This is a genomic window from Bradyrhizobium sp. Arg237L, assembly GCF_029990105.1.
Classification (GTDB): Bacteria; Pseudomonadota; Alphaproteobacteria; order Rhizobiales; family Xanthobacteraceae; genus Bradyrhizobium.
Genome location: NZ_JAQMIL010000092.1, coordinates 1 through 23,180 on the forward strand (window position 1 = coordinate 1; position 23,180 = coordinate 23,180).

Here is a 23,180-nt window from a genome sequence, read left to right on the forward strand (position 1 = left end):
TTGAACCTGTGGTCCTACCCCCGTGCTTTTTGTTGCACGGGACCCACGGGTGCAACCAGCACCCGGCTTTCTCTGCGCCCTCTGATCTCGAGGAGGGTGAAGATGACGCAAAGCTCGGGTAAATCATGCCGCGAGAATGCGAACTGTTGCTTCCTCATACTCCACCGTCATGCCCCGCGAAGGCGGGGCATCCAGTATCCGGGGGCTTCTCGGCTCAAGCACGACCGCCTCTGGGATACTGGATCGTCCGGTCAAGCCGGACGATGACAGCGGAGAGCTGTTTGAAATTTGAATCAGAACTCGCGGCGAAGTTGTAGGGTGGGCAAAGCGAAAGCGTGCCCACCATTGCGAGCACACCGTTAGATGGTGGGCACGCTGCGCTTTGCCCACTCTACGCGCCCGTCAGCCGCGCCCGCAGCCAGTTCAGGGCGAGCTTGTAGCGGTCACCCGGAACGGTCATCGCTGCTACCCCTGCCATGACGAGCACAAGCCCGAGGGCGAGGTTCGAGGGTACGGCTTCGCCGAGCAGCACCACCGAAAGGCCGACGCCGATCGGGATGCGCAGATAGCCTTGGGCATTGGTGGTTAGCGTGCCGAGCCGGGCGAGGCACATGTAGAACAGCATCAGGCCGATTGCGCTGGAGAAGATGCCCATGGTGCTGACGGCAGCGAGCGCTTGCGGCGTCGGATGCAGCGTCCAGGGATGTTCGACGATGATGGCGGCCGGCAGCAGTATGAGGCCGCCGAACAACAGCGAGCCGGCGGCAACCACCATCGGGTCGTAATCGGACAGGCGCAGGCCGAAGATCGTGGCGCAGGCGAACGAGATGGTGGCGAGCAGGATCGCCATCTCGGCAAAGATCTCGCTGCCGAGGCCGCTGAGCGCATCGAGGCCGATGATGACGGCGGTGCCGGCAAGGCCGAGGATCGCCCCAGTGAGTTTCAACAGCGTCGCCGGCTCATGCCGCGTGATGGCCCAGGTGATCAGGAAGGCGAAGATCGGCGTGGTCGAGGCCAGCACCACGGTGGGAGCCGCCGCCACATATTGCTGCGCCCAGGTGATCACCAGGAATGGGATCGTCGAGTTGATGGTCTGCTGGAAGGCGAACAGCTTCCACGCCTTGGCGTCGGTCGGAATGCGAAGCCCGCGGATGCGCAGGATCACGAGCAGGAACACCGCCGCGATCAGCGAACGGGCCGAGATGAAGGTGATCGGCGGGATCGAGCCGAGACCGATCTTGGTCAAGGGATAAGTCGAACTCCAGCAGCAGGCGAGCGCGAGCAGCAACGCATAATCCTGCCAGCGATGGTGCGGCCGCTTCAGGGCTGACAGCGCAGGCGTTTCCACCGCAGCCGTCACGCTACCCGTCCTTGATGTGCTCTTCGGCACCTGTTGCTCCCGGCGCATTGGCGCGCTGGAGCCAGTCTTAGCCTGAGAGCGCAAAAAGGAAAGGCGGCGAGCTATGCGCTGGCCTCAAGCGTCGCCTTCAGCTTCACCCGCTTGATCGTCCCGGAGAAGGTGAATAGCGAGCGCTCACCCGCTTTCAGCATGCCGCGCAGGAAGATCAGCGAGCCGCCGGCGCGGGTCACTTCGCCCGTGCATTCGACCAGCTCGCCCTCGCGGGCCGCGTCGAGGAATTCGCAGGAGAATGCCACCGTCACGCCCGGGCCTTCCAATTCGGCCGAGGCGATCGCGAACAGGCAGTAATCCGCAAAGGCCATGAAGCAGCCGCCATGGACGTTGCGCATCCCGTTCAGGTGCTTCTTCTCCACCCGGAAGGCGCACTGCACGCGGCCGTTCTCATCCATCCGGTGCCAGAATGGGCCGACATGGCTCTCGAAGCTGTCCCGGATCCAGGTGCGCCAGCCCTTGAATTCGCCCTCGGTTGCGACATGCAGGTCGGGACGGCGGAGGAATGCGGTCTTGGAGAGGTCGTTCACGCTCGCAGGCTTTCAAAATTGAGTTCCGATCCTTAAATCCGATCCTGTCCGTTTCTGCAAATTCGTCAGCCCGCGGCCGCCGCCGCAAAGCTCTGGACAGGGCGGAAAAGCGCCATAAAAGGCCTTTGCCCGCACCGCCGATCTACCTAATAAGGGACCCATGAACGAGCCCCAGATCACCCCCGAACTCGTCGCCGCCCACGGGCTCAAGCCAGACGAGTATGAGCGCATCCTGAAATTGATCGGGCGGGTGCCGACCTTCACCGAGCTTGGAATCTTCTCGGCGATGTGGAACGAGCACTGCTCGTACAAGTCCTCGCGCATCCACCTGCGCGGACTGCCCACGAAAGCGCCCTGGGTGATCCAGGGGCCGGGCGAGAATGCCGGCGTGATCGACATCGGCGACGGCCAGGCCGTGGTCTTCAAGATGGAGAGCCACAACCACCCGAGCTATATCGAGCCCTATCAGGGCGCGACCACCGGCGTCGGCGGCATTTTACGCGATGTGTTCACGATGGGCGCGCGCCCCATCGCCTGCCTCAATGCGCTGAGCTTTGGCGCGCCGGAGCATCCGAAGACGCGACACCTCGTCTCGGGCGTGGTCGCCGGCGTCGGCGGCTACGGCAATTCCTTCGGCGTTCCGACGGTGGGCGGGCAGGTCCGCTTCCACACCCGCTATGACGGCAACATCCTGGTCAATGCGATGGCGGTCGGGCTCACCGATGCCGACAAGATCTTCTATGCGGCGGCCTCCGGCGTGAACATGCCGATCGTCTATCTCGGCTCCAAGACCGGCCGCGACGGCATCCATGGCGCCTCGATGGCCTCGGCCGAATTCGACGACAATTCCGAGGAGAAGCGTCCGACCGTGCAGGTCGGCGATCCCTTCGCCGAGAAGCTGCTGCTCGAGGCTTGCCTCGAGATCATGGAAAAGGGCTGCGTGATCGCGATCCAGGACATGGGCGCGGCGGGGCTCACCTGCTCGGCGGTCGAGATGGGCGCCAAGGGCGATCTCGGCGTCGACCTCGATCTCGACGCGGTGCCGACCCGCGAGATCGGCATGAGCGCCTACGAGATGATGCTCTCGGAAAGCCAGGAGCGCATGCTCATGGTGCTCAAGCCCGAGAAGGAGCAGGAAGCCGAAGCAATCTTCCGCAAATGGGGCCTGGATTTCGCTGTGGTCGGCTACACCACGCCAACCAAGCGTTTCGTGGTCAAGCATGGCGGCGACGTCATGGCCGATCTGCCGATCAAGGAACTCGGCGACGAGGCGCCGCTCTATGATCGCCCGCACACGGCTTCCGCCGCGCAGCCGGTGATCCATGCGCGCGATGTCGAGGCGCCGCTTGGCATTCCGCAGGCGCTGGAGAAGCTGATCGGCGCGCCCGATCTCTGCTCGAAGCGCTGGGTCTGGGAGCAGTACGATCACGTCATCCTGGGCAACACCGTGCAGCGCCCCGGCGGCGATGCGGCTGTGGTCCGCGTGCAGGATGGGCCGAAGGGGCTGGCGATGACCGTCGACGTGACGCCGCGCTATTGCGAGGCCGATCCTTATCAAGGCGGCAAGCAGGCAGTGGCCGAAGCCTGGCGCAACATCACCGCGGTCGGGGGCAAGCCGCTCGCGATCACCGACAATCTCAATTTCGGCAATCCTGAGCGGCCCGAGATCATGGGCCAGTTCGTCGGCTGCCTGCAGGGCATTTCGGAAGCCTGCCGCGCGCTGGACTTCCCGGTCGTTTCCGGCAACGTCTCGCTCTACAACGAGACCAACGGCCGCGCCATTCTGCCGACGCCCTCGATCGGCGGCGTCGGCGTGCTCGACGATTTCACCAAGTCCGCGACGCTCGCGTTCAAGGCGGAAGGCGAGGCGATCCTCCTGATCGGCGAGACCCATGGCTGGCTCGGCCAGTCCGTCTATCTGCGCGATATCTGCGGTCGCGAGGAAGGCGCGCCGCCGCCGGTCGATCTCGCCGCCGAGAAGCGCAATGGCGATGTCGTGCGCGGCATGATCCACGCTGGCACGGCGACCGCGGTGCATGACATCTCCGACGGCGGGCTGTTGATCGCGCTCGCCGAGATGGCGATCGCAAGCGGCATCGGCGCCCGCCTGTTGGCAGCACCGACGGCGCTGGTGCCGCACGCCTACTGGTTCGGCGAGGATCAGGCGCGCTACATCGTCACCGTACCCGAGGCCGACGCCGGCCGTGTGCTTGCGAAGATGCGGGGGTGCGGGATGCCCTGCGCGCGCATCGGCACCACCGGCGGCGACTCGATCTCAATCGTGGGCGAAACGCCGGTGGCGATCACGACGCTGAACGAGGCGTTCGAGCGCTGGTTACCGGCCTATATGAGCGGCAAGGCGACGTAGTCGCTCGGGCTCCCCCGTCATTGCGAGCGAAGCGAAGCAATCCATGTCGCCACTTGCGGAGGCATGGATTGCTTCGTCGCTGTCGCTCCTCGCAATGACGGCGGAGAAGACGAGGGCCTTCACAGCACGTGTTTCGCGCCTGGAATCTTCCGCAGCGCCGCTGTCGCCGCCCAGCTCAGCAGCACCGTCAGCACAAACGCGATGGCCGCCTTCACGATCGCCGGCCAATTGAAATCGAACATCCAATATTGCAGCCAGAGCACGATCGGATAGTGCACCAGGAACATGCCATAGGCATCAGGCTGCATCGGATCGAGGATGCTCCAGCCGGATTGTTTGAATCGCAGGAAATAGGCCAGGATCACGAACATGATGGCGACGCTGAAGGAAGCGAAGAAGAGACCGTAGGTCGCCTCATACCAGTCCGGCAGCCGTACCGGATTCCCGAGGATTTCGCGCTTGATGTAGATCAGCACCCACATCAGGCAATACGGAACGAGCGCCGCGACCGCCCAGCCCCAGCTACTCTTTGCAAGCCGGCCGTCTGCCGCCAGCAGACCGCGATCCAAATACATGGCGCCTATGCCCGCGCCGAAAAAGAAGTAGGTCGCATAGAGCAGCACTCGGCCGTGCTGCACCGAGAACGGTCCGAACTCGAACCAGCTCCCTGGCCCGAAGTGAACGCGCCCCGGAATGTAGAGCACGGCGGTGATCGCAAGCATGACCATGAAGAACAGGGTGGCCTGTTCATGACCCTTGAGCGATAGGCGATTGATCGGATCGATGACTTTGGGTGACAGCTTATATGCCGCGCTCGCGACGAGGTCGAAGGCGAGCAAGATCCAGAGAAACCAGATCGGGCCGCTCGGCCATGGCCCCACGGTGATGGTTTTCCACCAGAACTCGGAAAAGCTCAGATCCGGAGTTTGGCGCAGCGCGATGGGGTAATAGGCCAGCGGGATGAGCGTGAACGCGCAGACCACGAAGGGCAGGCCAAGTCGAACCAGGCGATCGAGCAGATATTGCAGTGGTCCTTTCCGAGCCAGCCCCGGCCACACGAACAGTCCCGACAGGAAGAAGAACATCGCCATGAAGAAGCTGTCAGTGGCGAGCACGACCATGTCGAAGCCGATCCACGATTTTGGATCGGTGTGTCCGAAATGCGTGTAGGGAATCACGGAGTGGTGCAACAGCACGACCAGCGTCAGGAAAGTTCGGGCGCGATCGAGCGCGGCGTTACGCGCTTTTGCTTTCGGTGCTGCGTGAGCCTCCGCCGTCGCCATGGTGTGGGAGATCGAGCTCATAGGCGCCCCCTCTGAGAGGTGATCGGTTGTGATGTTGCAACCCGGAACCGGATTGGGCAAGGCCCAATCATTAGCTGCCGAAAACGTCGATGTGATCTCGCGCTTGCGTGAGCAACGGAACGACGCGATTCAGCGGACGTTGGTGCGGCCGCATGCCATACGGAGAATTACCATGCGACACAAATTGCATCTATCGGCCGTCATCGCGATGTCATTGATGACGGCGTCATCAGCCGCCTTCGCGCAAGCGTCAGGTGGCGGCATCGGCGCCGGGAGAGCGCAGGCCGGTGCTTCGTCTGGCGTTGGCAGTGCGCCACCGCCGGCGGCTGTGCCGACCAATCCGGGATCGGCGGGAATTTCGTCGGCGCCCGGCGGACAATCAAGCTCCACAACCGGAATGGGCACCGGCGGAACGTCCACCACGCCCAACCCAACCCTCAGCCAGCCAAGCGCGCCCGATACGTCGCCGGGCACCACGGGGACCGGCCTGTCGCCGAACGGCATGCCGGACGATGACATCGTGACGCCTGGTTCTCCCGGACGCATGGGACGATAGGGAAAACCAGCAGGGCGAAGCGGGCGGCGAGCGATTCGCCGCCCATCGCTGTGGAACTCGCGCTATCGCCCGAGGTTACTCCCGCGAAGAAGCTGGAGAAGAGGGCGATGACGTTACTTAAATGGGCGCTGATTTTTCTTGTGGTGTCGATTATAGCCGGCTTGCTCGGCTTCACCGGCATATCGGCAGCCTCCGCCGATATCGCGCGGGTATTGTTCTATATTTTCGTCGTGATCTTCCTGGTGCTCCTGATACTCGGACTCACGATATTCAGAGCGTAGCCGCATCGTCATGCCCGGGCTTGTCCCGGGCATCCACGTCTCAGTACAGGGCAAGCAATCACTTTCGCTCTACGCCACTTCCTCGATCGTGACCTTGTCCGGATAGAACGCCAAGTGTCCCGCGATCTCCGTCATCGCCGGGAAGGGCGTCTCATAGGTCCAGATCGAATTTTCCAGCGTCTTGCCGTTGGCATTGATGCTGAAATAGCTCGCATCGCCCTTGTAGGGGCAATGCGTGGTGCGCTCGGTCCGGGAGAGCAGGGCCATGTTGGCATCCTGCCGCGGGATGTATTGCACGGCGGGATAGCTCGCTTCCTTCAGGGTCAGCGCATGGGTGGAGTCGGCGATGACGATATCCCCCGCCCGGACGCGGATGCGCTTGGGATTGGGGGTAATCGTGATCGGATGGTCGGGACCTGGGAGTTTCATGATTCTGCGCCTTTTTTGGTCAGTTCGTTGTGACCGAATGATGCAGCTAAAACGATTGGAAGCGGTATATAGTGCCTGATAGGATGACCTAGAAGAGCGCAAGCGCTAGGTTCTGCTCCGCGTGGCCGGCCGTGTCGGCCGCGATTTGAACGTCGAAATGGAGGTGTACTGGGATGCCGATGGACGCCCGCGATATCGAATCCATGATCAAGGCAGCCATTCCCGATGCCGTGGTGACGATCCGCGACCTGGCCGGTGACGGCGACCATTACGCGGCAACGGTGATCTCGGAATCCTTCCGCGGCAAGTCCCGTGTCCAGCAGCACCAGATCGTTTACCAGTCGCTCAAGGGACAGATGGGCGGCATACTGCACGCATTGGCGCTGCAGACCGGGGTGCCTGGCGGGCCCGAGGCCTGATCATCTCGCAAGGGGGCACCGATGGCTGCGGAGAATCGACGCGGCGCGATGTTTCGCGTCGTCGCGCCACATCAGCATAGCCGCGTCACCTATGCCGAGCTGTTCTACGATCTGGTGTTCGTGTTCGCGGTCACGCAGATCTCGCACACGCTGCTCCATCATTTCACGCCAATCGGCGCGGTCCAGGTCACGCTGCTGTTCCTCGCGGTCTGGTGGGTCTGGGTCTTCACGGCCTGGGTGACCAACTGGCTCAATCCGGAGCTGACGCCGGTCCGCATTCTCTTGTTCCTGATGATGCTCGGCGGCCTCGTGCTGTCGACCACAATCCCGACGGCCTTTGAAGGCCGCGGCCTGTGGTTCGCCATCGCCTATGTGGTGATGCAGGTCGGGCGTACCGCGTTCTGGTTCGTCTCCACGCCGCGTCACTGGACGGCGGTGCGCCACAATGCCATCCGCATCCTGGCCTGGCTCTCCACGTCTGCCGTGTTCTGGATCCTCGGCGGCCTTGCCGAGGGTGAGTCCAGGCTATGGCTGTGGATCATCGCGGTCGTGATCGAATATGTCTCGCCGGCGGCGCGGTTCTGGATTCCGGGGTTGGGGCCGTCCTCGCTCGAAGCTTGGGCGGTCGAAGGCGGCCATATGGCCGAGCGCTGCGCCCTTTTCATCATCATCGCGCTCGGCGAGGCTGTTGTCGTCAACGGCGCGACCTTTGCCGAGCTGAGCTGGACCACCGAGATCGTGCTGGCCTTCGTGTCCTCGCTGGTCGGCAGCATCGCGATGTGGTGGATCTATTTCCACAAAGGCGCCGAGGCCGGCTCCGAACTGATCTCGACATCGGCCGAATCAGGGAAATTGGCCCGCCTTGCCTACACCTATCTGCACATGCCGATCGTCGCCGGCATCATCCTAACGGCGGTGTCGGACGAGCTGGTGCTGAAGCATCCCGGCGGCCATTCCGATCTCAAGACGATCTTGAGCACGATCGGCGGCCCGCTTCTGTTCCTGGTAGGAACGATCCTGTTCAAGCTCTCGATCAGGGGCTTCCTGCAGCTCTCCCACATCGTCGGCATCGTCGCGCTGCTCGCGCTGAGCTGGTTCGCAAGCGAGCTGGCGCCGCTATGGCTCTCGCTCCTTACGACTGCAATCCTGATCGCGGTCGCGGTATGGGAATCCGTGTCGCTGCGCTCGGCTTCGGAATCTCATTCCGAAGCCACCAGCGCGTGAACCGAGAACATCTTTGCCGCGTCGGTCCAGGACTGCCGGACGGTCCAGCCCGAGCTTCGGGCCAGCTCCGTGAAGCGCTCCAGCGAATATTTGTAGCTGTTCTCGGTGTGAATGCTCTCGCCGGGACGGAATGAAAAGGTGTTGCCGAGGACCCGTACGCTCTGCGCCTTGCGGCTGATCAGGTGCATCTCGATCCGGTGGCGGTCGCGGTTGTAGATCGAGCGATGGGAGAAGGCGGAGAGATCGAAATTGCCGCCGAGCTCGCGGTTGATGCGCACCAGCACATTCAGATTGAAGCGCGCGGTGACACCGGCTGAATCATTATAGGCGTTGTACAGCACGCGCTCGTCCTTCTCGAGGTCGACGCCGATGATCATCTGCGCGCCGGCACCTAAGATTTCACGCGCGGTGCGCAGGAGATCGGTGGCTTCCTGCGGCTCGAAATTGCCGATCGTCGATCCCGGGAAGAAGCCGACTTTCGGCATCTCAGCGATCTCGGCCGGCAGCGTGAACGGGGCGGTGAAGTCGGCCGCGACCGGATAGACGCGGAGGCCGGGAAAGTCCTTGCGCAGGCCGTCCGCTTGCGCGTTCAGGAAATCGCCGGAGATGTCGACGGGCACGTAGGCGCTGAATTCGCAGTGCTCGAGCAATAGGCGCACCTTGGTGGTCGCGCCCGCGCCGAACTCGACCAGCGCCGCGCCCGCAGGGATGATCGCGGCGATCTCGGCCCCGCGATCGCGCAAGATGCCGAGTTCGGTGCGGGTCGGGTAATATTCCGGCAGCACCGTGATCTGCTCGAACAGCTCCGAGCCGATCGCGTCATAGAAATATTTGGGCGACAGGTGCTTGGGATGTTGCGCGAGACGTCCGATGACATCTTCGGCAAAGGCTGCGGTCTGTTCGTCGAAGGCATAGGCCTTGGCTAAAGCGCGGGCATGCACATTCATGATACTCTCCTGAACGCGCCTTCCCGCGCGCTATGATTTTTGGTTGTTTTTGCGCATGATCGTTTCGGAAAACCGGCATCCGCCTTTCCGGATCATGCTTGAGAACCGATCAGGCGTAATCTGCGAGCCGTAATCCCGTAAATTGCCAGCGGTGGTGCGGATAAAAGAAGTTGCGATAGGTGATACGGCTGTGACCGCTCGGAGTTGCAAGCGAGGAACCGCGCAGCACCAATTGATTGACCATGAACTTGCCGTTGTACTCGCCGAGCGCGCCCTCGATTGCCCGGTAGCCCGGATAGGGTGAGTAGGAGGAGCGGGTCCACTGCCAGACGATGCCGAAGGCGTCGTTGAGCTGGCCGGCGCGTGCGGCGACCTCCCATTCCATCTCGGTCGGCAGGTGTTTGCCGGCCCAGCGGGCGAAGGCGTCGGCCTCGTAGTAACTGACGTGGGATACCGGAGCTGCCGGGTCGATCGGCTGCAGGCCGCCCAAGGTCATGATCTGCCATTGGCCGTCGACGTTGCGCCAGTGGCCGGGCACCTCCCAGCCTTCCTTTTCGACGGTTGCAAAACCGTCCATTAGCCACAGCGTCGCTGTCGAATAGCCGCCGTCCTTGATGAAGGCGAGCCAGTCGGCGTTGGTCACAAGATTTCGCGCCAGTTTGACGGGGCCGATCAGGGCGCGATGGGCCGGCTTTTCATTGTCGAAATGAAAGCTGTCGTCTGGATGCCCAATGGTGTGGATACCCTCGTTCAGCGTCACCCATTCCTCGCCGCCGCGCTGCGAGGCCGGGAAGCGCCATGCCGGATCGTAAGCCGGCGGGATCGGGTTCTGCGCGAAGGCGTGCAGGATGTCGGTCCACATCAGTTCCTGATGCTGCTGTTCATGATTGAGGCCGACCTCGACCAGCGGCACCAGCTTTGTCAGTTTCTCCTCGCCCGCGGCCTTGAAGAATTTCACCACGGCATCGTCGACATGGCGGCGATAGGCGGTGACTTCGTCGGCGCTTGGCCGGGTCAGGTGACCGCGCTGGGCGCGGGCATGGCGAGGGCCGGCGCTGACATAATAGGAATTGAAGAGATAGGCGTAGTCCGGATGGAAGGGCTTGTAGCCGTCCTGGTGCTCCCCGAGCAGAAACTGCTCGAAGAACCAGGTGGTATGGGCGCGGTGCCACTTTGCCGGGCTCGCGTCCGGCATGGACTGGATCAGCTGGTCCTCCGCGGACAGGGGAGCGGCCCGGCGTTCGGTTTCATCCCGCACCGCGAGAAACGCCTCCACCAGATCCTGGGACAGGGGACCGGAATCAGAAGCGCGTGATGGGGAGGGTGGCGCAAGGGTGGCGGCAGCGGATGCTGGTTTCGTCACGGGTGTCTCCGAAATGCAGGAGAGAACGTTGCTATACCAAACTGGTTCCCGACGGGCGGTCCGTCCTAGATAGGGGCTCCCGTTCGGGAAAAAAGCCTCTCGCGGTCATGATATTAGTGCCGTCAGACTATGGGCCCGAGGCCCGGCCGCCGCCCGAAAAGGGCCTCATGCATGCCAGCTCACCGCCATTTTGCTTTGGATGCACAACGGTTTGGGCTACATATATATCCAGTCGCGGGGTAAGCGGGTCGAGCCGGCCCACCAGCAATGCCGCAAGGGGCGGAGCCCCAAAGGGAAACGAAAATGAGCATCGAACAATTCATCGACAACGAAGTGAAGTCGAACGACGTCGTGCTGTTCATGAAGGGCACGCCGCAATTTCCGCAGTGCGGTTTCTCGGGCCAGGTGGTGCAGATCCTCGACCACATCGGCGTGGGCTATAAGGGCTTGAACGTGCTGGAGTCCGCCGAGCTGCGCGACGGCATTAAGGTCTATTCAAACTGGCCGACCATTCCCCAGCTCTATGTGAAGGGCGAGTTCGTCGGCGGCTGCGACATCATCCGCGAGATGTTCCAGGCCGGCGAGTTGCAGCAGCTTTTCGCCGATAAGGGCGTTCCGGTCGGCGCCGCCGCCTGAGCCTGATGGCGCGCCAGCTCGGCAACACGCGCCTCGAGGTCATCGTTGCCGACATCACCACGTTGCGCGTTGACGCCATCGTCAACGCAGCCAATTCGTCCCTCCTGGGCGGAGGCGGTGTCGATGGCGCGATCCATCGCGCCGCCGGACCCGAATTGCTCGTCGAGTGCCGTACGTTGCGCGGCTGCGCAACCGGCGATGCCAAGATCACACACGGTTATCGGCTTCCCGCCCGGCATGTCATCCACGCCGTCGGGCCGGTCTGGCACGGCGGCGGTCAGGGCGAGGATGGATTGCTCGCCTCCTGCTATCGCCGCGCGCTCGAGCTCTGTCAGGCGAACGGACTTGCTTCGCTGGCATTTCCCGCCATTTCGACCGGCGTCTATCGCTTCCCCGCCGACCGTGCCGCCGGGATTTCGGTCTGGACGGTCGCGGAGGGACTTAGCCAAGCGCCGGCGGTCAACCGGGTGATCTTCTGCTGCTTCTCGGAGGCCAGCGCTCGGCTGCATGAGCAGGCTTTGGCCGGTCTTGACGGCCCTTGTGCTGGTTGAGGCGCCGCCGCTACACTCTCGGCCGAATTCGGGAGGGGTCCAAATGAATTCATTTAAGTTGCTGCGCGTGCTGGCGACAGGCGCGCTGATGCTTGCTGCATGGCCTGCCGCTGGTGCGGAAGGAACCTTCGATATTCCTGCAGGCGCGCATTTCAACCAGGACAAGCTTGCGAAGATCGGAGCGTTCTTCGACAACGAAGTCGCGACCGGTAAGATCCCGGGCGCGATCGTCCTGATCCAGCAGCATGGCAAGCCGGTCTATCACCAGTCCTTCGGCGTGCAGGACGTGGTGAGCAAGGCGCCGATCACCGACAAGACGATCTTCCGCCTGTTTTCGATGACGAAGGCGATCACCGCTTTTGTCTCGGTGCAACTCCTTCAAGAGGGCAAGTTCAAGCTGGATGATCCGGTTGCGAAATACATCCCGTCCTTCGCCAATGTAAAGGTCGGCGTCGAGAAGAAGAACGAGGACGGCAGCAAGACGCTCGAACTGGTGCCGCCGGACCGGCCGATGACCGTGCTCGACCTGATGCGCCACACCTCCGGCATCACCTATGGCTTCTATGGCGACAGCCTGGTGCGCAAGGCCTACGCATCCGCCAATCTCTATGCTGGCGATTTCGCTCTTGCCGAATTTGCCGAGCGGATTGCCAAGCTGCCGCTGCACAACCAACCGGGCGCGCTCTGGCAGTACGGCCACTCCACCGACGTGCTGGCGCGCATCATGGAGATCGTATCCGGCAAGCCGCTGCTTGCGATCGAGCGGGAGAAGCTGCTCGATCCGCTCGGCATGAACGACACCCGCTTCCTCGTCACCGATCCGGAGAAGCAGAAGCTTTTGGCGCAGCCGATGCCGAATGACAGCAATTTCCGGGTCGGGCGCGAGAACGACCCGACGGTTGTCAAGAAAATGGAGTTTGCCAGTGGCGGCATGGTCTCCACCATGGCGGATTTCTCCCGGTTTGCGCAGATGCTGCTCAATGGCGGCACGTTCGAGGGCCGGACCTATCTGACCCCCGAGACCTTCAAGCTGATGACGACCGATCAGGTCGGTCCCACCTCCGGAGTGGGACGGGATTACTTCTATTTTCCCGGCGATGGCTTTGGCTTCGGGCTCGGACTCGCGGTTCGGACCGATCCCGGCAACGCAAAGCCGCCGCCGCCTGGTTCGCTTGGCGAACTGAAATGGGACGGCGCCAGCGGTTGTTATTTCGTGATCGACCGCAAGCAGGATATGTTCTTCGTGCTCCTGGAGCAGACGCCGACCGAGCGGCAACGTATCCAGCGGACGCTGAAGCAGTTGGTCTATGAAGCAATGGAGAACTGAAGCTTTTTCGCGCCGCCTGATTGTCGTGGCGGCGCTCGCGCTTCTGGTCGGCGCCGGCTGTGGCGCCCGCGCGGAATCTCCGGCCACCGGCGCGCACCGCTTTTCCGCCGCGGGGCTCGCGCGTGTCAGCGAGTACATCAAGAACGAGATCGTGACCGGCAAGATTCCGGGCGCTATCCTCTTGATCCAGCAGCACGGCAAGCCGGTCTATGACGAGAATTTCGGCGTCCGCGACGTCGCCACTCAGCTCTCGATGAGCGCGGACACCATCTTCCGCCTCTATTCGATGTCGAAGCCGATCACCTCGGTGGCCGCGATGATGCTGGTGGAGGACGGCAAGCTCGCGCTCGACGACCCCGTGTCGAAATACATCCCGGCATTCGCGGACATGAAGGTTGGCGTCGACCGGCGGGCGGAGGATGGCCGCACGACGCTTGCGCTGGAGCCGCTCAAGCGCCCGATCACGATCGAGGATCTGCTGCGCCATACGTCCGGTCTGACATACGGCTTCTCCGACGACAGCACGGTGCGAAAGCTCTATGCGGATGCGAACCTTTTCAACGGCGACTGGACCAACGCCGAATTCGCCGCACGGATCGCGAAATTGCCTCTCGCCGAGCAACCCGGCACGCTCTGGGATTATGGGCATTCCACCGATGTGCTCGGCCGCGTGATCGAGGTTATCTCGGGAAAGACGCTGTACCAGTTTGAAAAGGAGCGGCTGCTCGATCCGCTCGGGATGAACGAGACTGCCTTCTACGTCGCCGATCCCACGAAGCGGCCGCGCATCGCCGAGCCGATGCCGGACGACCGTGCGCTCGGCCCGACCACCATGGTCAGCGATCCCATGCAGCCGCGCAAGTGGGAGTCAGGCGGCGCCGGCATGATCGGCACCATCGGCGACTATGCGCGGTTTGCGCAGATGCTGTTGAACGGCGGCACGTTCGAGGGGCGGCGCTATCTCAAGCCGGAGACCATCGCGCTGATGACGAAGGATCATATCAGCCCGGAGACGAAGATCGCACGCGATGATCGCTATTACCCCGGCGCGAACAGCGGCTTCGGCCTCGGCTTTGCCGTGCGCACCTCGGTGCCGCCGGGCACGTCATGGCCCACAGGGGAATACCGCTGGGACGGCGTCGCCGGCACCTTCTTCTTCATCGATCCCGAAGACGACATGTTCGGGATCTTCATGGTGCAGACCCCCTCGCAGCGCGGGCGGATTCAACTGCAGTTGAAGACGCTGATCTATCAGGCGATGGGACGGTGAACCGTAGGGTTTCGTAGCCCGGATGGAGCGAAGCGTAATCCGGGACAGTCTCCCCGGATTACGCTTCGCTCCATCCGGGCTACAGGTCTACGCTCCGCGCACGATTTCCCGCACCAGGCTGACCGTTTCCTCGATCATGCCGGGCGTCACATCGAGATGCGTGCAGGCCCTGATGCGACCGTCCATCATCGCGAGCAGGACGCCGCGCCTGCCCAACTCGGCGACCATCTTGTCGCCGGCGACACCCGCACCATCGGGTTTGAAGAAGACGAGATTGGTTTCGGGTTGTTGCACCTCGATGCCGTCGATCTGCGACAGCCCGCGCGCCAGCGCTCTTGCATTGGCGTGATCGTCGGCGAGGCGCTCGACGTGATGGTCGAGCGCGTAGATGCAGGCGGCAGCGCAGATGCCGGCCTGGCGCATGGAGCCGCCGAGGCGCTGTTTCCAGCGCCAGACTTCATCGATGAAATCGCGGCTGCCTGCGATCACGCCGCCGATCGGCGCGCCCAGTCCCTTCGAGAAATCGATCCAAGCGGAATCCCAACCCTTCGCCATGTCGCGTGCGGAAATGCCGGTAGCGACGCAGGCGTTGAGCAGCCGCGCGCCGTCCATATGGGTGGCGAGCCCATGGGCTTTGGCGATACCGACGATCTCGTCGAGCGCGGCCTTCTTCCAGATCGTGCCGCCGCCGATATTGGCAGTCTGCTCGACGCTGACCAGCACCTGCGGCGGCTGGTAGCGCGAGCGCGGATGCAGCGCCGCGCGGAATGTCTCCGGCGCGAACTGGCCGTCCTCGCCGGAGAGCGGCGTGATCTGGAAGCCGCCGAGCGCGGCATGCGCGCCACCTTCGCGGGCGATGATATGGGCGGTCGCATGCGCCAGGATCTCGTCGCCGGGCCGGCAATAAGCCAGCGTCGCGGCGACGTTGCACATGGTGCCCGAGGGCATGAACACCGCGGCCTCCTTGCCGAGCCGGTCGGCAACGCGCTCGCAGAGCAGGTTTACCGTCGGATCATCGCCGATCTGCTCGTCGCCAACTTCCGCCCGCGCCATCGCCTCCCGCATCCCGGGCGCCGGGCGCGTCTGGGTGTCGGACAAGAGATTGATGCGAACGGGTGGAGCCTTGGGATCGCGCGGGGCAGGGGTGTAAGACATGGACTTTCCTTATTGCTCCGTGACGTCGTCGTGCCGGTAAATTGCAGCGCAAATCACCTGTCAGCCGATCGGTCGCCGGGCGGCGTGACGAAACCGCATAATGATAATTTCGGTCGCGGTCACGCGATAATCAATTAGGTAAGGATAGGGGTTCACCGGAAGACGACGGACGTTAGGACGGCTCGTTGCACGGCCTGCGCGGGGATGCTCTTGCAACAGTGCGACGAGCGCCGCGATCCGGTCACGAACGTGAACCGCGCCTTGAGGTGATCGTGCTTCGATGTAGGTGAGGACTTGATCGACTTGCGCAAGCGCGCGGCGCGTGTAGCGGATGTTCACAGCCCGTGCTTTGCCCACATGGCTCGTACTTCGTCGGCGGAGGCGAGGTCGCCGCGCGCAATCTCGGCGTCAGCTTCCGCCAGATCGGCTTCTTCCTCGGGTGTCAACTGAATGGGCGGCTGATCGACGCCCGCAAGCTCCAGCATGGCGCGCGCGAGCTCGTCCTGCTCTGCATCTGGCAGGTTGGCAACCGTACTAAACGCTTCTTCGAGTAATCGGGTCATGGTTGAAACTATAATACCAATTTGGTGCCCAAACAAAAAGGCCCCGGGATCCCGGGGCCTTCGACACCTCAAACTTTCCGTCCGATCAGCGCGAATAGAATTCGACGATCAGATGCGGTTCCATCTGCACCGGGAACGGCACATCAGACAGGCCGGGAATGCGGATGAACTTCGCGGTCATCTTGCCATGATCGACCTCGATGAAGTCGGGCACGTCGCGCTCGGGAAGCTGCGAGGCTTCCAGCACGGTCACGAGCTGCTTGGAGGCTTCCTTGACCTCGATCACGTCGCCGAGCTTGAGCCGGTAGCTGCCGATGTTGACGCGGCGGCCGTTCACCTTGACGTGGCCGTGGTTGATGAACTGGCGGGCAGCGAACATCGTGGGCACGAACTTGGCGCGATACACGACGGTGTCGAGACGGCGCTCCAATAGGCCGATCAGATGCTCACCGGTGTCGCCCTTCAGGCGGCCGGCCTCGACATAGATGCCGTGGAACTGGCGCTCGGAAATATTGGCGTAATAACCTTTAAGCTTCTGCTTGGCGCGGAGCTGCACGCCGAAGTCGGAGAGCTTGCCCTTGCGGCGCTGGCCGTGCTGGCCAGGGCCGTATTCGCGGCGATTCACGGGGCTCTTCGGGCGGCCCCAGATATTCTGGCCCATGCGGCGATCGATCTTGTATTTCGCCTCACTGCGCTTTGTCATCGCGTCCTCTTCAGGTCAAAGTTGGATTTGAGGAAACGCGCCCTCCTGTGCAGCCTGCCATTTGGCCGCTGCCGACAGGTCCGCCTCGAAAGCTCGAGGACGAACCACGGGTCGCGAAACGCTTCGCGGGCCGAAACCGGCCCGCGAGCAGGGGGCTTTTAGGGGAAAGATGGCCGTCCTGTCAACGAAAGAGGCGGCTATTTAGTGCCATTTAGTGCCATCAGGTCGCAATTGCCGGAAACCACTCTGTCGGTTTGCTGCCGATCGGCTCGCAACTCCGCTGCTATTTCGCCGTTCAGCACTTGTTCCAGCCGGCACAGCGTCCGGGCGATAAGGGCGGCATCGGTGATTCGGTGGTCCCAGCGCAGCACCACGCTGATCGTTCCGTCCTCCTCCACCCCATAGCTGAGGATGAACGGCCCCGGTGTGACGGCGTGCAGTTCCCCGGGACCGATGGCCGCCACCGACGTCACGGAGAAACTGCCGAAATAATTGGCGCGCTGGCGTCCGGAATTCAGCCCGATCCACCAGAGCAGGCGGCGCAGCGGCAGCGGCAGGCCGGACGCCCTCAGCGCCTTTCTGAACGCCGCCACTTCCTCGACCGGCGCCTCCTTGGCGTGGTGGATCAAGGCATCGATCTCCGCGAGCGGCTTGATCTCAGGGGTACCGATCTTTTGCGGCAGCACACAATCCTCGCCGTCCACGACGCGGGCGATTGCGACGGTAGCGGCGCTGCGCGGCAGCTCGTAGAAGCCGGGCCACGGCCATTTGACGTAGAGCGTCCGCAAGGCCGGCTCGTCCTTCGCGACCAGGGCAAAGGCTTTCACGAAGATCGCCGCCCAGCCGGCCGCACGGGCCGCCTCTGCGCGGGCATCCACCAGGTCCCTGATGTTCAGGAGGCGCGTGAGCGACACGAAGGGGATGTCGAGCGACGCACGCATCAGATCGGCGATGAAACAGCGCGGGATTGAGATTTTTCGGGCCGTTCCGCGCATTACTCCGCCGGGTGTTCCAGATTCAATAAAAGGCTGGCGAGCCGGTATATGTGCTCGCCAGCCCTGAACCGAGCATGAACCAACGGCCTTCCAGCACATGGCCGGTTTCGGCGCCGGGATGGGTGTGGCGTCCCGCCGCACTGCCGGCGATCACGGCGACCCTGGCAGCCGGCTCATGGCGGGAGAAGCAACCCTAACGCCTGATTCCTGCAAAGCTGGCGGCAATGCCGCGCTGGAGCAGGGACCAGTCGAAGCCCAGCGCGAGCGCCGCATAGCCGCGCTCGATCATCGCGTTGGCCTGTTCGGCGGACCGCGCCACTCCGCCGATCGGCACGCCGCTCTTGAGGATGCCTTCCTCGGCGCGCTGCATCAGCGCCACCACTTCGGGATCATCGGGAAGGCCGCGCTTGTTGATGGAGGTGGCGAGGTCGCCGGGCCCGATCACGGCGATGTCGATGCCGGGGGTGGCCATGATCTCGTCGATCCGTTCGACCGCCTCGACATGCTCGATCGTGATCATGCAGATCATGTCGTCATCGGCCGTAGCCATGTACTCCGGCATAGAGACGCCCCAGCGGAACGGCGCGTGGAATGGTCCCCACAGCCGGTCACCCTTGGGCGGATACCGCACGCCGCGCGCGGCCTTCTCGGCCTCGGCGCGGCTGCAGATCATCGGGAAATTGATGCCGAGTGCACCGATGTCCATCGGCGCCTTGGCGAGCCAGGGCTCGTTGGCGGCAATGCGCGCCATTGGCACGCATGATGTGCCGGAGGTTGCCACGATCATCGCGTGCGCGGTGCCGAGGTCGATCGGGCCGTGCTCGAGGTCGACGATGATCCAGTCGAGCGACTGCGCCATGATCTGCACGGTCTGGATGCTCGGGATCGTGGCAATCGCGCCGAAAGTCGGGCGCTTCTCTCGCCATTGCTGTCGCAGCCGGTTGAGGGGAGTTGGGTTCGGTGAAATCAAAGCGGATCTCCACAGCTTGTGTTGAGGGCGCGCTATTCGATCACCGATATCATAAAGACAAAATCAGTACGCATCGAGTGCTTGACTGCTTGCTTTGGCGTCACGTCTCGTTGGTGTGCGAGGCAACGGATGCCACCCGAAAGAAGCCCATTCAAAGGACCCCTCGATGATTTTCACCAGACGCTCGTTGCTGACCGCTTTGTCGTGTCTGGCCATCTCGCCCGTGCGAGCGCAGGAGCGGCCGTCACCGTTTGAAGCCTATGAGCGCGAGACGGGTGGGCGGATCGGCGTCTATGCCGAGAATGTGGCCACAGGGGCCAAGATCACTTGGCGAAGTGACGAGCGCTTTGTCATGTGCAGCACATTCAAGGCCTCGCTTGCCGCGTGCGTTCTAGCCCGCATCGATCGTGGCGAAGACGGACTTGAGAACGTGGTGCGATACCGTGCCGCCGATCTTCTCCACCATGCACCGGCGGCAAGGCAGAACCTGTCGAGCGGAGCGATGTCGGTCGCCGACATGTGCAAGGCTGTGGTCGAGCTCAGCGACAACACCTGCGCCAATCTGCTGCTGGCGCGGATCGGCGGTCCCCCTGCGCTCACTGCGTTTTGGCACGAAACGGGCGATACCGTCTCGCGCCTCGATCACTATGAACTTGAGCTCAATCGCTCTCCGCCCGGTGATCCGCATGACACGACCACGCCTGCCGCGATGGCCGGCAATCTGCGCCATTTCGTGCTTGGCGAGGCACTGTCACCGGCGTCGCGCGAACGCCTCACGGACTGGATGCTGAACTGCAAGACCGGAAACAACCGCCTTCGCGGTGGTTTGCCCAAGGACTGGAAGGTCGGCGACAAGACGGGCAACAATGGCAAGGATGCTGCGGGCGACATCGCGGTGGTTTGGCCTCGGGGAGGCGGACCGGTGCTGATCTCGGCCTATACGCAGGGCGGTTCGCCGACCACCGCACAGCTCGAGGCCGTTTTCGCGAAAATCGGGCAAATGGTCGGCCGGCAATTCGGCTAGCCAAAACGGGTATGCGGCCTCAGGCCGGGACGCGGCCGCCGAAAAACGGCATCAACGCCCGGCTCAGCCTATGCGGGCGGTTGGACGTGAAGAGCATTTCGGCGCCGGCCTCGTCTCTGCTATCGCCGGGCGGGCCGAGCAAATCGGAAACGCGTCGCGCGATGGCGGGCGCCGGGTCGATCCAGTCGACCGGCCATGGCGCAAGCTTCACCAGGCGATCCAGCAGCAAGGGATAATGCGTGCAGGCAAGTACCACAGTGTCGGTGCGTGCCGCGCCGTCGACAAAGCAGGGGGCCAGTTCAGCGGCGATATCGACGTCGCTGACATCCTGACCGCTCAGCGCCGCTTCCGCCAGCGAAGCTAGCTCGCCCGAGCCGACCAGCGTCACCTCGCAGCCCTGTCCGAAATCGTGGATCAGCTTTTTCGTATATTCGCGCTTGACGGTGCCCTTGGTGCCCAGCACGGACACGCGCTTGGTCTTCGAACTGGCGCAGGCCGGCTTGATCGCCGGCACGGTTCCGACGAATGGCAGGTCGTAGGCGTCCCGCAGATGTGACATGACGAGCGTCGAGGCGGTATTGCAGGCGATCACGACCAGATCGGGCGTGTGTCTCCCGATCAATTCGCCGAGTAGCGGCACCACGCGCGCGATGATCTCTTCCTCGCCATGGTGGCCATAGGGAAAGAAGGCGTCGTCGGCGACATAGACGTAACGCGCGTCGGGCCGGGCGCGCACGATCTCGCGCAATACCGTCAGCCCGCCGAGGCCGGAATCGAATACCAGAATGGTTGGGGGCGCCGCCACGATTTAACCTTATCCCATTTCAGCGTTACGATTCAGTTGATTTGAGGGCACCGCCGGCCTTGCGGCTCGGTCCCAGGCCCGGGTGGAGATTTTGGAACGATTCAAATCGCCTTGATCGGACCGGAGGGTTATCAGGGCGCGGCGCTGCAGCGCGGTAAAGCGGCGGCGACGAACTCGAAGCCGATGGGGCCGGGCGCATGATCCGAAACACGACATCGAGCTGGGGCAGCGTTGCGCGTGGATTCCACTGGGTGCTTGCGGTCGCCATCATCGGCATGATCGGATTCGGCTGGTGGATGAACCACATCCCCGCTCGCCCGGACCGCTTCTTCTATCGCTCGATCCATGCCGATATCGGCTATGTCGTGCTGCTCGTGACCCTGCTTCGGCTGGTCTGGCGCGGCGTCAACCCGACGCCGGCGCTGCCGGAGGATACGTTGCGCTGGCACCGGATCGCCGCCCGGGTCAGCCATTTCGCGCTCTATGCCGTCACCATCCTGGTGGCGGTGCTGGGCTGGGCACATTCCGGGGCCCGGACGCCCAATTATTCGGACTGGTTCGGGCTGTTTCACGTGCCGCAGATCACCTCGCCTGATCGGGCCGCGGCGCAGGCCTACGAGGTCAGGCACATCTACTTCGCCTATGTGCTGCTGGCGCTGATCGGAATTCACATCGCCGCCGTCGCCTGGCACCACTTCATGCGCCGCGATCGCGTCGCCGCCCGCATGGTCGACGGAGCGCCGGGCTAAGCGCCTGCCTCTGCGATGGATGCTGCGCTCCCTCTCCCGCTTGCGGGAGAGGGTTGGGGTGAGGGTATCTCCGCGGGCGAGACTCTTCGTGTGGAGAGAGCCCTCACCCGGCGCTTACGCGCCGACCTCTCCCGCAAGCGGGAGAGGTGAAGAATTCGCGGCTGCTCAGGCTTCCCCGAACACGCGCTTGAAGATCGTGTCGACGTGCTTGAGGTGATAGCCGAGGTCGAACTGCTCCTCGATCTCAGCGTCACTTAGATATTTCTTCACGTCCGGATCTTTCTTGAGCAGCGTCAGGAAATCGCCTTCGCCGCGCCAGACCGGCATGGCGTTGCGCTGCACGAACTTGTAGGCGTCCTCGCGGCTCGCGCCCTTTTGCGTCAGCGCGATCAGCACCCGTTGCGAATGCACGAGGCCGCCGAGGCGATCGAGGTTCTTCTGCATGTTCTGCGGATAGACCAGGAGCTTCTCGACCAGGCCGGCGAGGCGGACCAGCGCGAAGTCGAGCGTCACGGTGGCGTCCGGGCCCATCATGCGCTCGGCGGAGGAATGCGAGATGTCGCGTTCGTGCCAGAGCACGACGTTCTCGAGTGCGGGCACTGCATAGGCCCGCACCATCCGCGACAGGCCGGAGAGGTTCTCCGACAGCACCGGGTTGCGCTTGTGCGGCATTGCCGACGAACCCTTCTGCCCTTCCGAGAAGAATTCCTCGGCTTCCAGCACCTCGGTGCGCTGCAGGTGACGGATTTCGACAGCCAGGCGCTCGATGGAGGCGGCGATCACGGCCAGCGTCGCGAAATACATCGCATGGCGGTCGCGCGGGATTACCTGGGTCGAGATCGGCTCCGGCTCGAGCCCCATCGCTTTGGCGACATGCTCTTCGACGCGCGGGTCGATCTGCGCAAAGGTGCCGACTGCGCCCGAGATCGCGCAGGTCGCGACTTCCTTGCGGGCGGCGACGAGCCGCGCCCGGGCACGGGAGAATTCCGCATAGGCGTAGGCGAGCTTGAGGCCGAAGGTCACCGGCTCGGCGTGGATGCCGTGGGAGCGGCCGATGGTCGGCGTCATCTTGTGCTCGAAGGCGCGCTTCTTCAGCGCGGCCAGGACCTTGTCGATGTCGGCAAGCAGGAGGTCCGCGGCGCGGGTGAGCTGCACGTTGAGGCAGGTGTCGAGCACGTCGGAGGAGGTCATGCCCTGGTGCACGAAGCGCGCCTCGGGGCCGACGATTTCAGCGAGATGGGTCAGGAAGGCGATGACGTCGTGTTTGGTCTCCCGCTCGATCTCGTCGATCCGCGCGACGTCGAAGGTTGCGTCCTTGCCCTTGGCCCAGATCGTCTTCGCAGCCTCCTTGGGAATGACGCCGAGTTCCGCTAGCGCATCAGCCGCATGCGCCTCGATCTCGAACCAGATCTTGAAGCGGGTCTGCGGCTCCCAGATCGCGGCCATCTCCGGGCGGGTGTAGCGGGGGATCATGGAAAACTCCGAGGTGCGGGCAGGGGCGGCAAACGAGCTCCCAGCCGGTTGTTTTTACACCGCGCTTTAGCAAATCGATCCCGTAGAGGCCACCGATTCGAGCCTTCCGCATGAGGAAAATGGGCCT

General features: G+C 63.3%; 25 protein-coding genes. 11 read left to right on the forward strand and 14 right to left on the reverse strand.

Features of this window, described 5'->3' with window-relative positions:
• Window positions 1-391: 391 nt before the first annotated feature.
• Both OZ411_RS37645 and OZ411_RS37650 read right to left on the reverse strand, forming a co-directional pair.
• Window positions 392-1,390, reverse strand: a complete 999-nt coding sequence (locus tag OZ411_RS37645; RefSeq protein ID WP_130582350.1) for a DMT family transporter — start codon at window positions 1,388-1,390, stop codon at window positions 392-394.
• Window positions 1,391-1,461: 71 nt separating this feature from the next.
• Complete coding sequence (locus OZ411_RS37650; RefSeq protein ID WP_130582351.1) at window positions 1,462-1,941, reverse strand: PaaI family thioesterase; 480 nt, start codon at window positions 1,939-1,941, stop codon at window positions 1,462-1,464.
• Window positions 1,942-2,101: 160 nt separating this feature from the next.
• Between OZ411_RS37650 and purL the strand changes: the two genes are divergently transcribed.
• The gene (gene purL, locus OZ411_RS37655) at window positions 2,102-4,309 is read left to right on the forward strand and encodes a phosphoribosylformylglycinamidine synthase subunit PurL (RefSeq protein ID WP_282531982.1); all 2,208 of its coding nucleotides are present in this window, start codon (window positions 2,102-2,104) and stop codon (window positions 4,307-4,309) included.
• A gap of 119 nt (window positions 4,310-4,428) precedes the next feature.
• Here purL and OZ411_RS37660 read toward each other — a convergent pair whose 3' ends face one another.
• Window positions 4,429-5,613, reverse strand: coding sequence for an acyltransferase (locus OZ411_RS37660; protein ID WP_282531983.1), 1,185 nt, complete (start codon window positions 5,611-5,613; stop codon window positions 4,429-4,431).
• 172 nt (window positions 5,614-5,785) lie between these two features.
• On the opposite strand from OZ411_RS37660, the gene OZ411_RS37665 reads away from it, so the two are divergent.
• On the forward strand, window positions 5,786-6,169 hold the full coding sequence (locus OZ411_RS37665) for a hypothetical protein (protein ID WP_282531984.1): 384 nt from the start codon (window positions 5,786-5,788) through the stop codon (window positions 6,167-6,169).
• Between the two features lie 107 nt (window positions 6,170-6,276).
• Window positions 6,277-6,450 (forward strand): DUF1328 domain-containing protein, encoded by a 174-nt coding sequence (locus tag OZ411_RS37670; RefSeq protein WP_028166384.1) that lies wholly within the window; start codon window positions 6,277-6,279, stop codon window positions 6,448-6,450.
• Between the two features lie 69 nt (window positions 6,451-6,519).
• Here the strand turns inward: OZ411_RS37670 and OZ411_RS37675 are convergent, their stop codons facing one another.
• Window positions 6,520-6,879 carry a DUF427 domain-containing protein gene (locus tag OZ411_RS37675; RefSeq protein WP_282531985.1) on the reverse strand — a complete coding sequence of 120 codons (360 nt, stop codon included), beginning with the start codon at window positions 6,877-6,879 and terminating at the stop codon, window positions 6,520-6,522.
• Between the two features lie 173 nt (window positions 6,880-7,052).
• On the opposite strand from OZ411_RS37675, the gene OZ411_RS37680 reads away from it, so the two are divergent.
• Together OZ411_RS37680 and OZ411_RS37685 are read left to right on the forward strand one after the other, a co-directional pair.
• Window positions 7,053-7,298: a BolA family transcriptional regulator gene (locus tag OZ411_RS37680; protein ID WP_028166386.1), complete on the forward strand. Its 246-nt coding sequence runs from the start codon at window positions 7,053-7,055 to the stop codon at window positions 7,296-7,298.
• Between the two features lie 21 nt (window positions 7,299-7,319).
• Complete coding sequence (locus OZ411_RS37685) at window positions 7,320-8,522, forward strand: low temperature requirement protein A (RefSeq protein WP_282531986.1); 1,203 nt, start codon at window positions 7,320-7,322, stop codon at window positions 8,520-8,522.
• Here the strand turns inward: OZ411_RS37685 and egtD are convergent.
• Together egtD and egtB are read right to left on the reverse strand one after the other, a co-directional pair.
• Window positions 8,498-9,469 (reverse strand): L-histidine N(alpha)-methyltransferase, encoded by a 972-nt coding sequence (gene egtD, locus OZ411_RS37690; RefSeq protein WP_282531987.1) that lies wholly within the window; start codon window positions 9,467-9,469, stop codon window positions 8,498-8,500. The genes OZ411_RS37685 and egtD overlap by 25 nt on opposite strands.
• 109 nt (window positions 9,470-9,578) lie before the next feature.
• Window positions 9,579-10,832 carry an ergothioneine biosynthesis protein EgtB gene (gene egtB, locus OZ411_RS37695; RefSeq protein ID WP_282531988.1) on the reverse strand — a complete coding sequence of 418 codons (1,254 nt, stop codon included), beginning with the start codon at window positions 10,830-10,832 and terminating at the stop codon, window positions 9,579-9,581.
• A gap of 303 nt (window positions 10,833-11,135) precedes the next feature.
• On the opposite strand from egtB, the gene grxD reads away from it, so the two are divergent.
• The 4 genes from grxD to OZ411_RS37715 all read left to right on the forward strand — a co-directional run bounded on the left by grxD (window position 11,136) and on the right by OZ411_RS37715 (window position 14,616).
• Window positions 11,136-11,468 (forward strand): Grx4 family monothiol glutaredoxin, encoded by a 333-nt coding sequence (gene grxD, locus OZ411_RS37700; protein ID WP_028166390.1) that lies wholly within the window; start codon window positions 11,136-11,138, stop codon window positions 11,466-11,468.
• Window positions 11,465-12,019, forward strand: a complete 555-nt coding sequence (locus tag OZ411_RS37705) for an O-acetyl-ADP-ribose deacetylase (RefSeq protein ID WP_282532004.1) — start codon at window positions 11,465-11,467, stop codon at window positions 12,017-12,019. The genes grxD and OZ411_RS37705 overlap by 4 nt, the downstream gene beginning before the upstream one ends.
• Window positions 12,020-12,107: 88 nt before the next feature.
• Window positions 12,108-13,346 carry a serine hydrolase domain-containing protein gene (locus OZ411_RS37710; protein WP_282532005.1) on the forward strand — a complete coding sequence of 413 codons (1,239 nt, stop codon included), beginning with the start codon at window positions 12,108-12,110 and terminating at the stop codon, window positions 13,344-13,346.
• Entirely contained in the window at window positions 13,327-14,616 is a 1,290-nt protein-coding gene (locus tag OZ411_RS37715; RefSeq protein ID WP_282531989.1) for a serine hydrolase domain-containing protein, read from the forward strand. The genes OZ411_RS37710 and OZ411_RS37715 overlap by 20 nt, the downstream gene beginning before the upstream one ends.
• Before the next feature lie 87 nt (window positions 14,617-14,703).
• Here the strand turns inward: OZ411_RS37715 and OZ411_RS37720 are convergent, their stop codons facing one another.
• The 6 genes from OZ411_RS37720 to OZ411_RS37745 all read right to left on the reverse strand — a co-directional run bounded on the left by OZ411_RS37720 (window position 14,704) and on the right by OZ411_RS37745 (window position 18,999).
• Entirely contained in the window at window positions 14,704-15,771 is a 1,068-nt protein-coding gene (locus OZ411_RS37720; RefSeq protein ID WP_282531990.1) for a threonine aldolase family protein, read from the reverse strand.
• A 60-nt stretch (window positions 15,772-15,831) separates the two neighbouring features.
• Window positions 15,832-16,110, reverse strand: coding sequence for a type II toxin-antitoxin system RelE/ParE family toxin (locus OZ411_RS37725; RefSeq protein ID WP_282531991.1), 279 nt, complete (start codon window positions 16,108-16,110; stop codon window positions 15,832-15,834).
• Window positions 16,107-16,334: a hypothetical protein gene (locus tag OZ411_RS37730; protein WP_130580226.1), complete on the reverse strand. Its 228-nt coding sequence runs from the start codon at window positions 16,332-16,334 to the stop codon at window positions 16,107-16,109. The genes OZ411_RS37725 and OZ411_RS37730 overlap by 4 nt, the downstream gene beginning before the upstream one ends.
• An 85-nt stretch (window positions 16,335-16,419) precedes the next feature.
• On the reverse strand, window positions 16,420-17,037 hold the full coding sequence (gene rpsD / locus OZ411_RS37735) for a 30S ribosomal protein S4 (RefSeq protein WP_282531992.1): 618 nt from the start codon (window positions 17,035-17,037) through the stop codon (window positions 16,420-16,422).
• Window positions 17,038-17,234: 197 nt separating this feature from the next.
• Window positions 17,235-18,032, reverse strand: a complete 798-nt coding sequence (locus OZ411_RS37740; protein ID WP_282531993.1) for an acyltransferase — start codon at window positions 18,030-18,032, stop codon at window positions 17,235-17,237.
• A 193-nt stretch (window positions 18,033-18,225) separates the two neighbouring features.
• Window positions 18,226-18,999, reverse strand: a complete 774-nt coding sequence (locus OZ411_RS37745; protein ID WP_282532006.1) for an aldolase/citrate lyase family protein — start codon at window positions 18,997-18,999, stop codon at window positions 18,226-18,228.
• Window positions 19,000-19,168: 169 nt separating this feature from the next.
• On the opposite strand from OZ411_RS37745, the gene bla reads away from it, so the two are divergent.
• Entirely contained in the window at window positions 19,169-20,026 is an 858-nt protein-coding gene (gene bla / locus OZ411_RS37750) for a class A beta-lactamase (protein WP_130580225.1), read from the forward strand.
• Between the two features lie 19 nt (window positions 20,027-20,045).
• Here the strand turns inward: bla and murI are convergent, their stop codons facing one another.
• The gene (gene murI, locus OZ411_RS37755; RefSeq protein ID WP_282531994.1) at window positions 20,046-20,831 is read right to left on the reverse strand and encodes a glutamate racemase; all 786 of its coding nucleotides are present in this window, start codon (window positions 20,829-20,831) and stop codon (window positions 20,046-20,048) included.
• A gap of 197 nt (window positions 20,832-21,028) precedes the next feature.
• On the opposite strand from murI, the gene OZ411_RS37760 reads away from it, so the two are divergent.
• On the forward strand, window positions 21,029-21,580 hold the full coding sequence (locus OZ411_RS37760) for a cytochrome b (RefSeq protein WP_130580223.1): 552 nt from the start codon (window positions 21,029-21,031) through the stop codon (window positions 21,578-21,580).
• A gap of 165 nt (window positions 21,581-21,745) precedes the next feature.
• Here the strand turns inward: OZ411_RS37760 and purB are convergent, their stop codons facing one another.
• A complete protein-coding gene (gene purB / locus OZ411_RS37765) occupies window positions 21,746-23,053 on the reverse strand; it encodes an adenylosuccinate lyase (protein WP_282531995.1) in 1,308 nt (435 codons plus the stop codon).
• Window positions 23,054-23,180 lie beyond the last annotated feature (127 nt).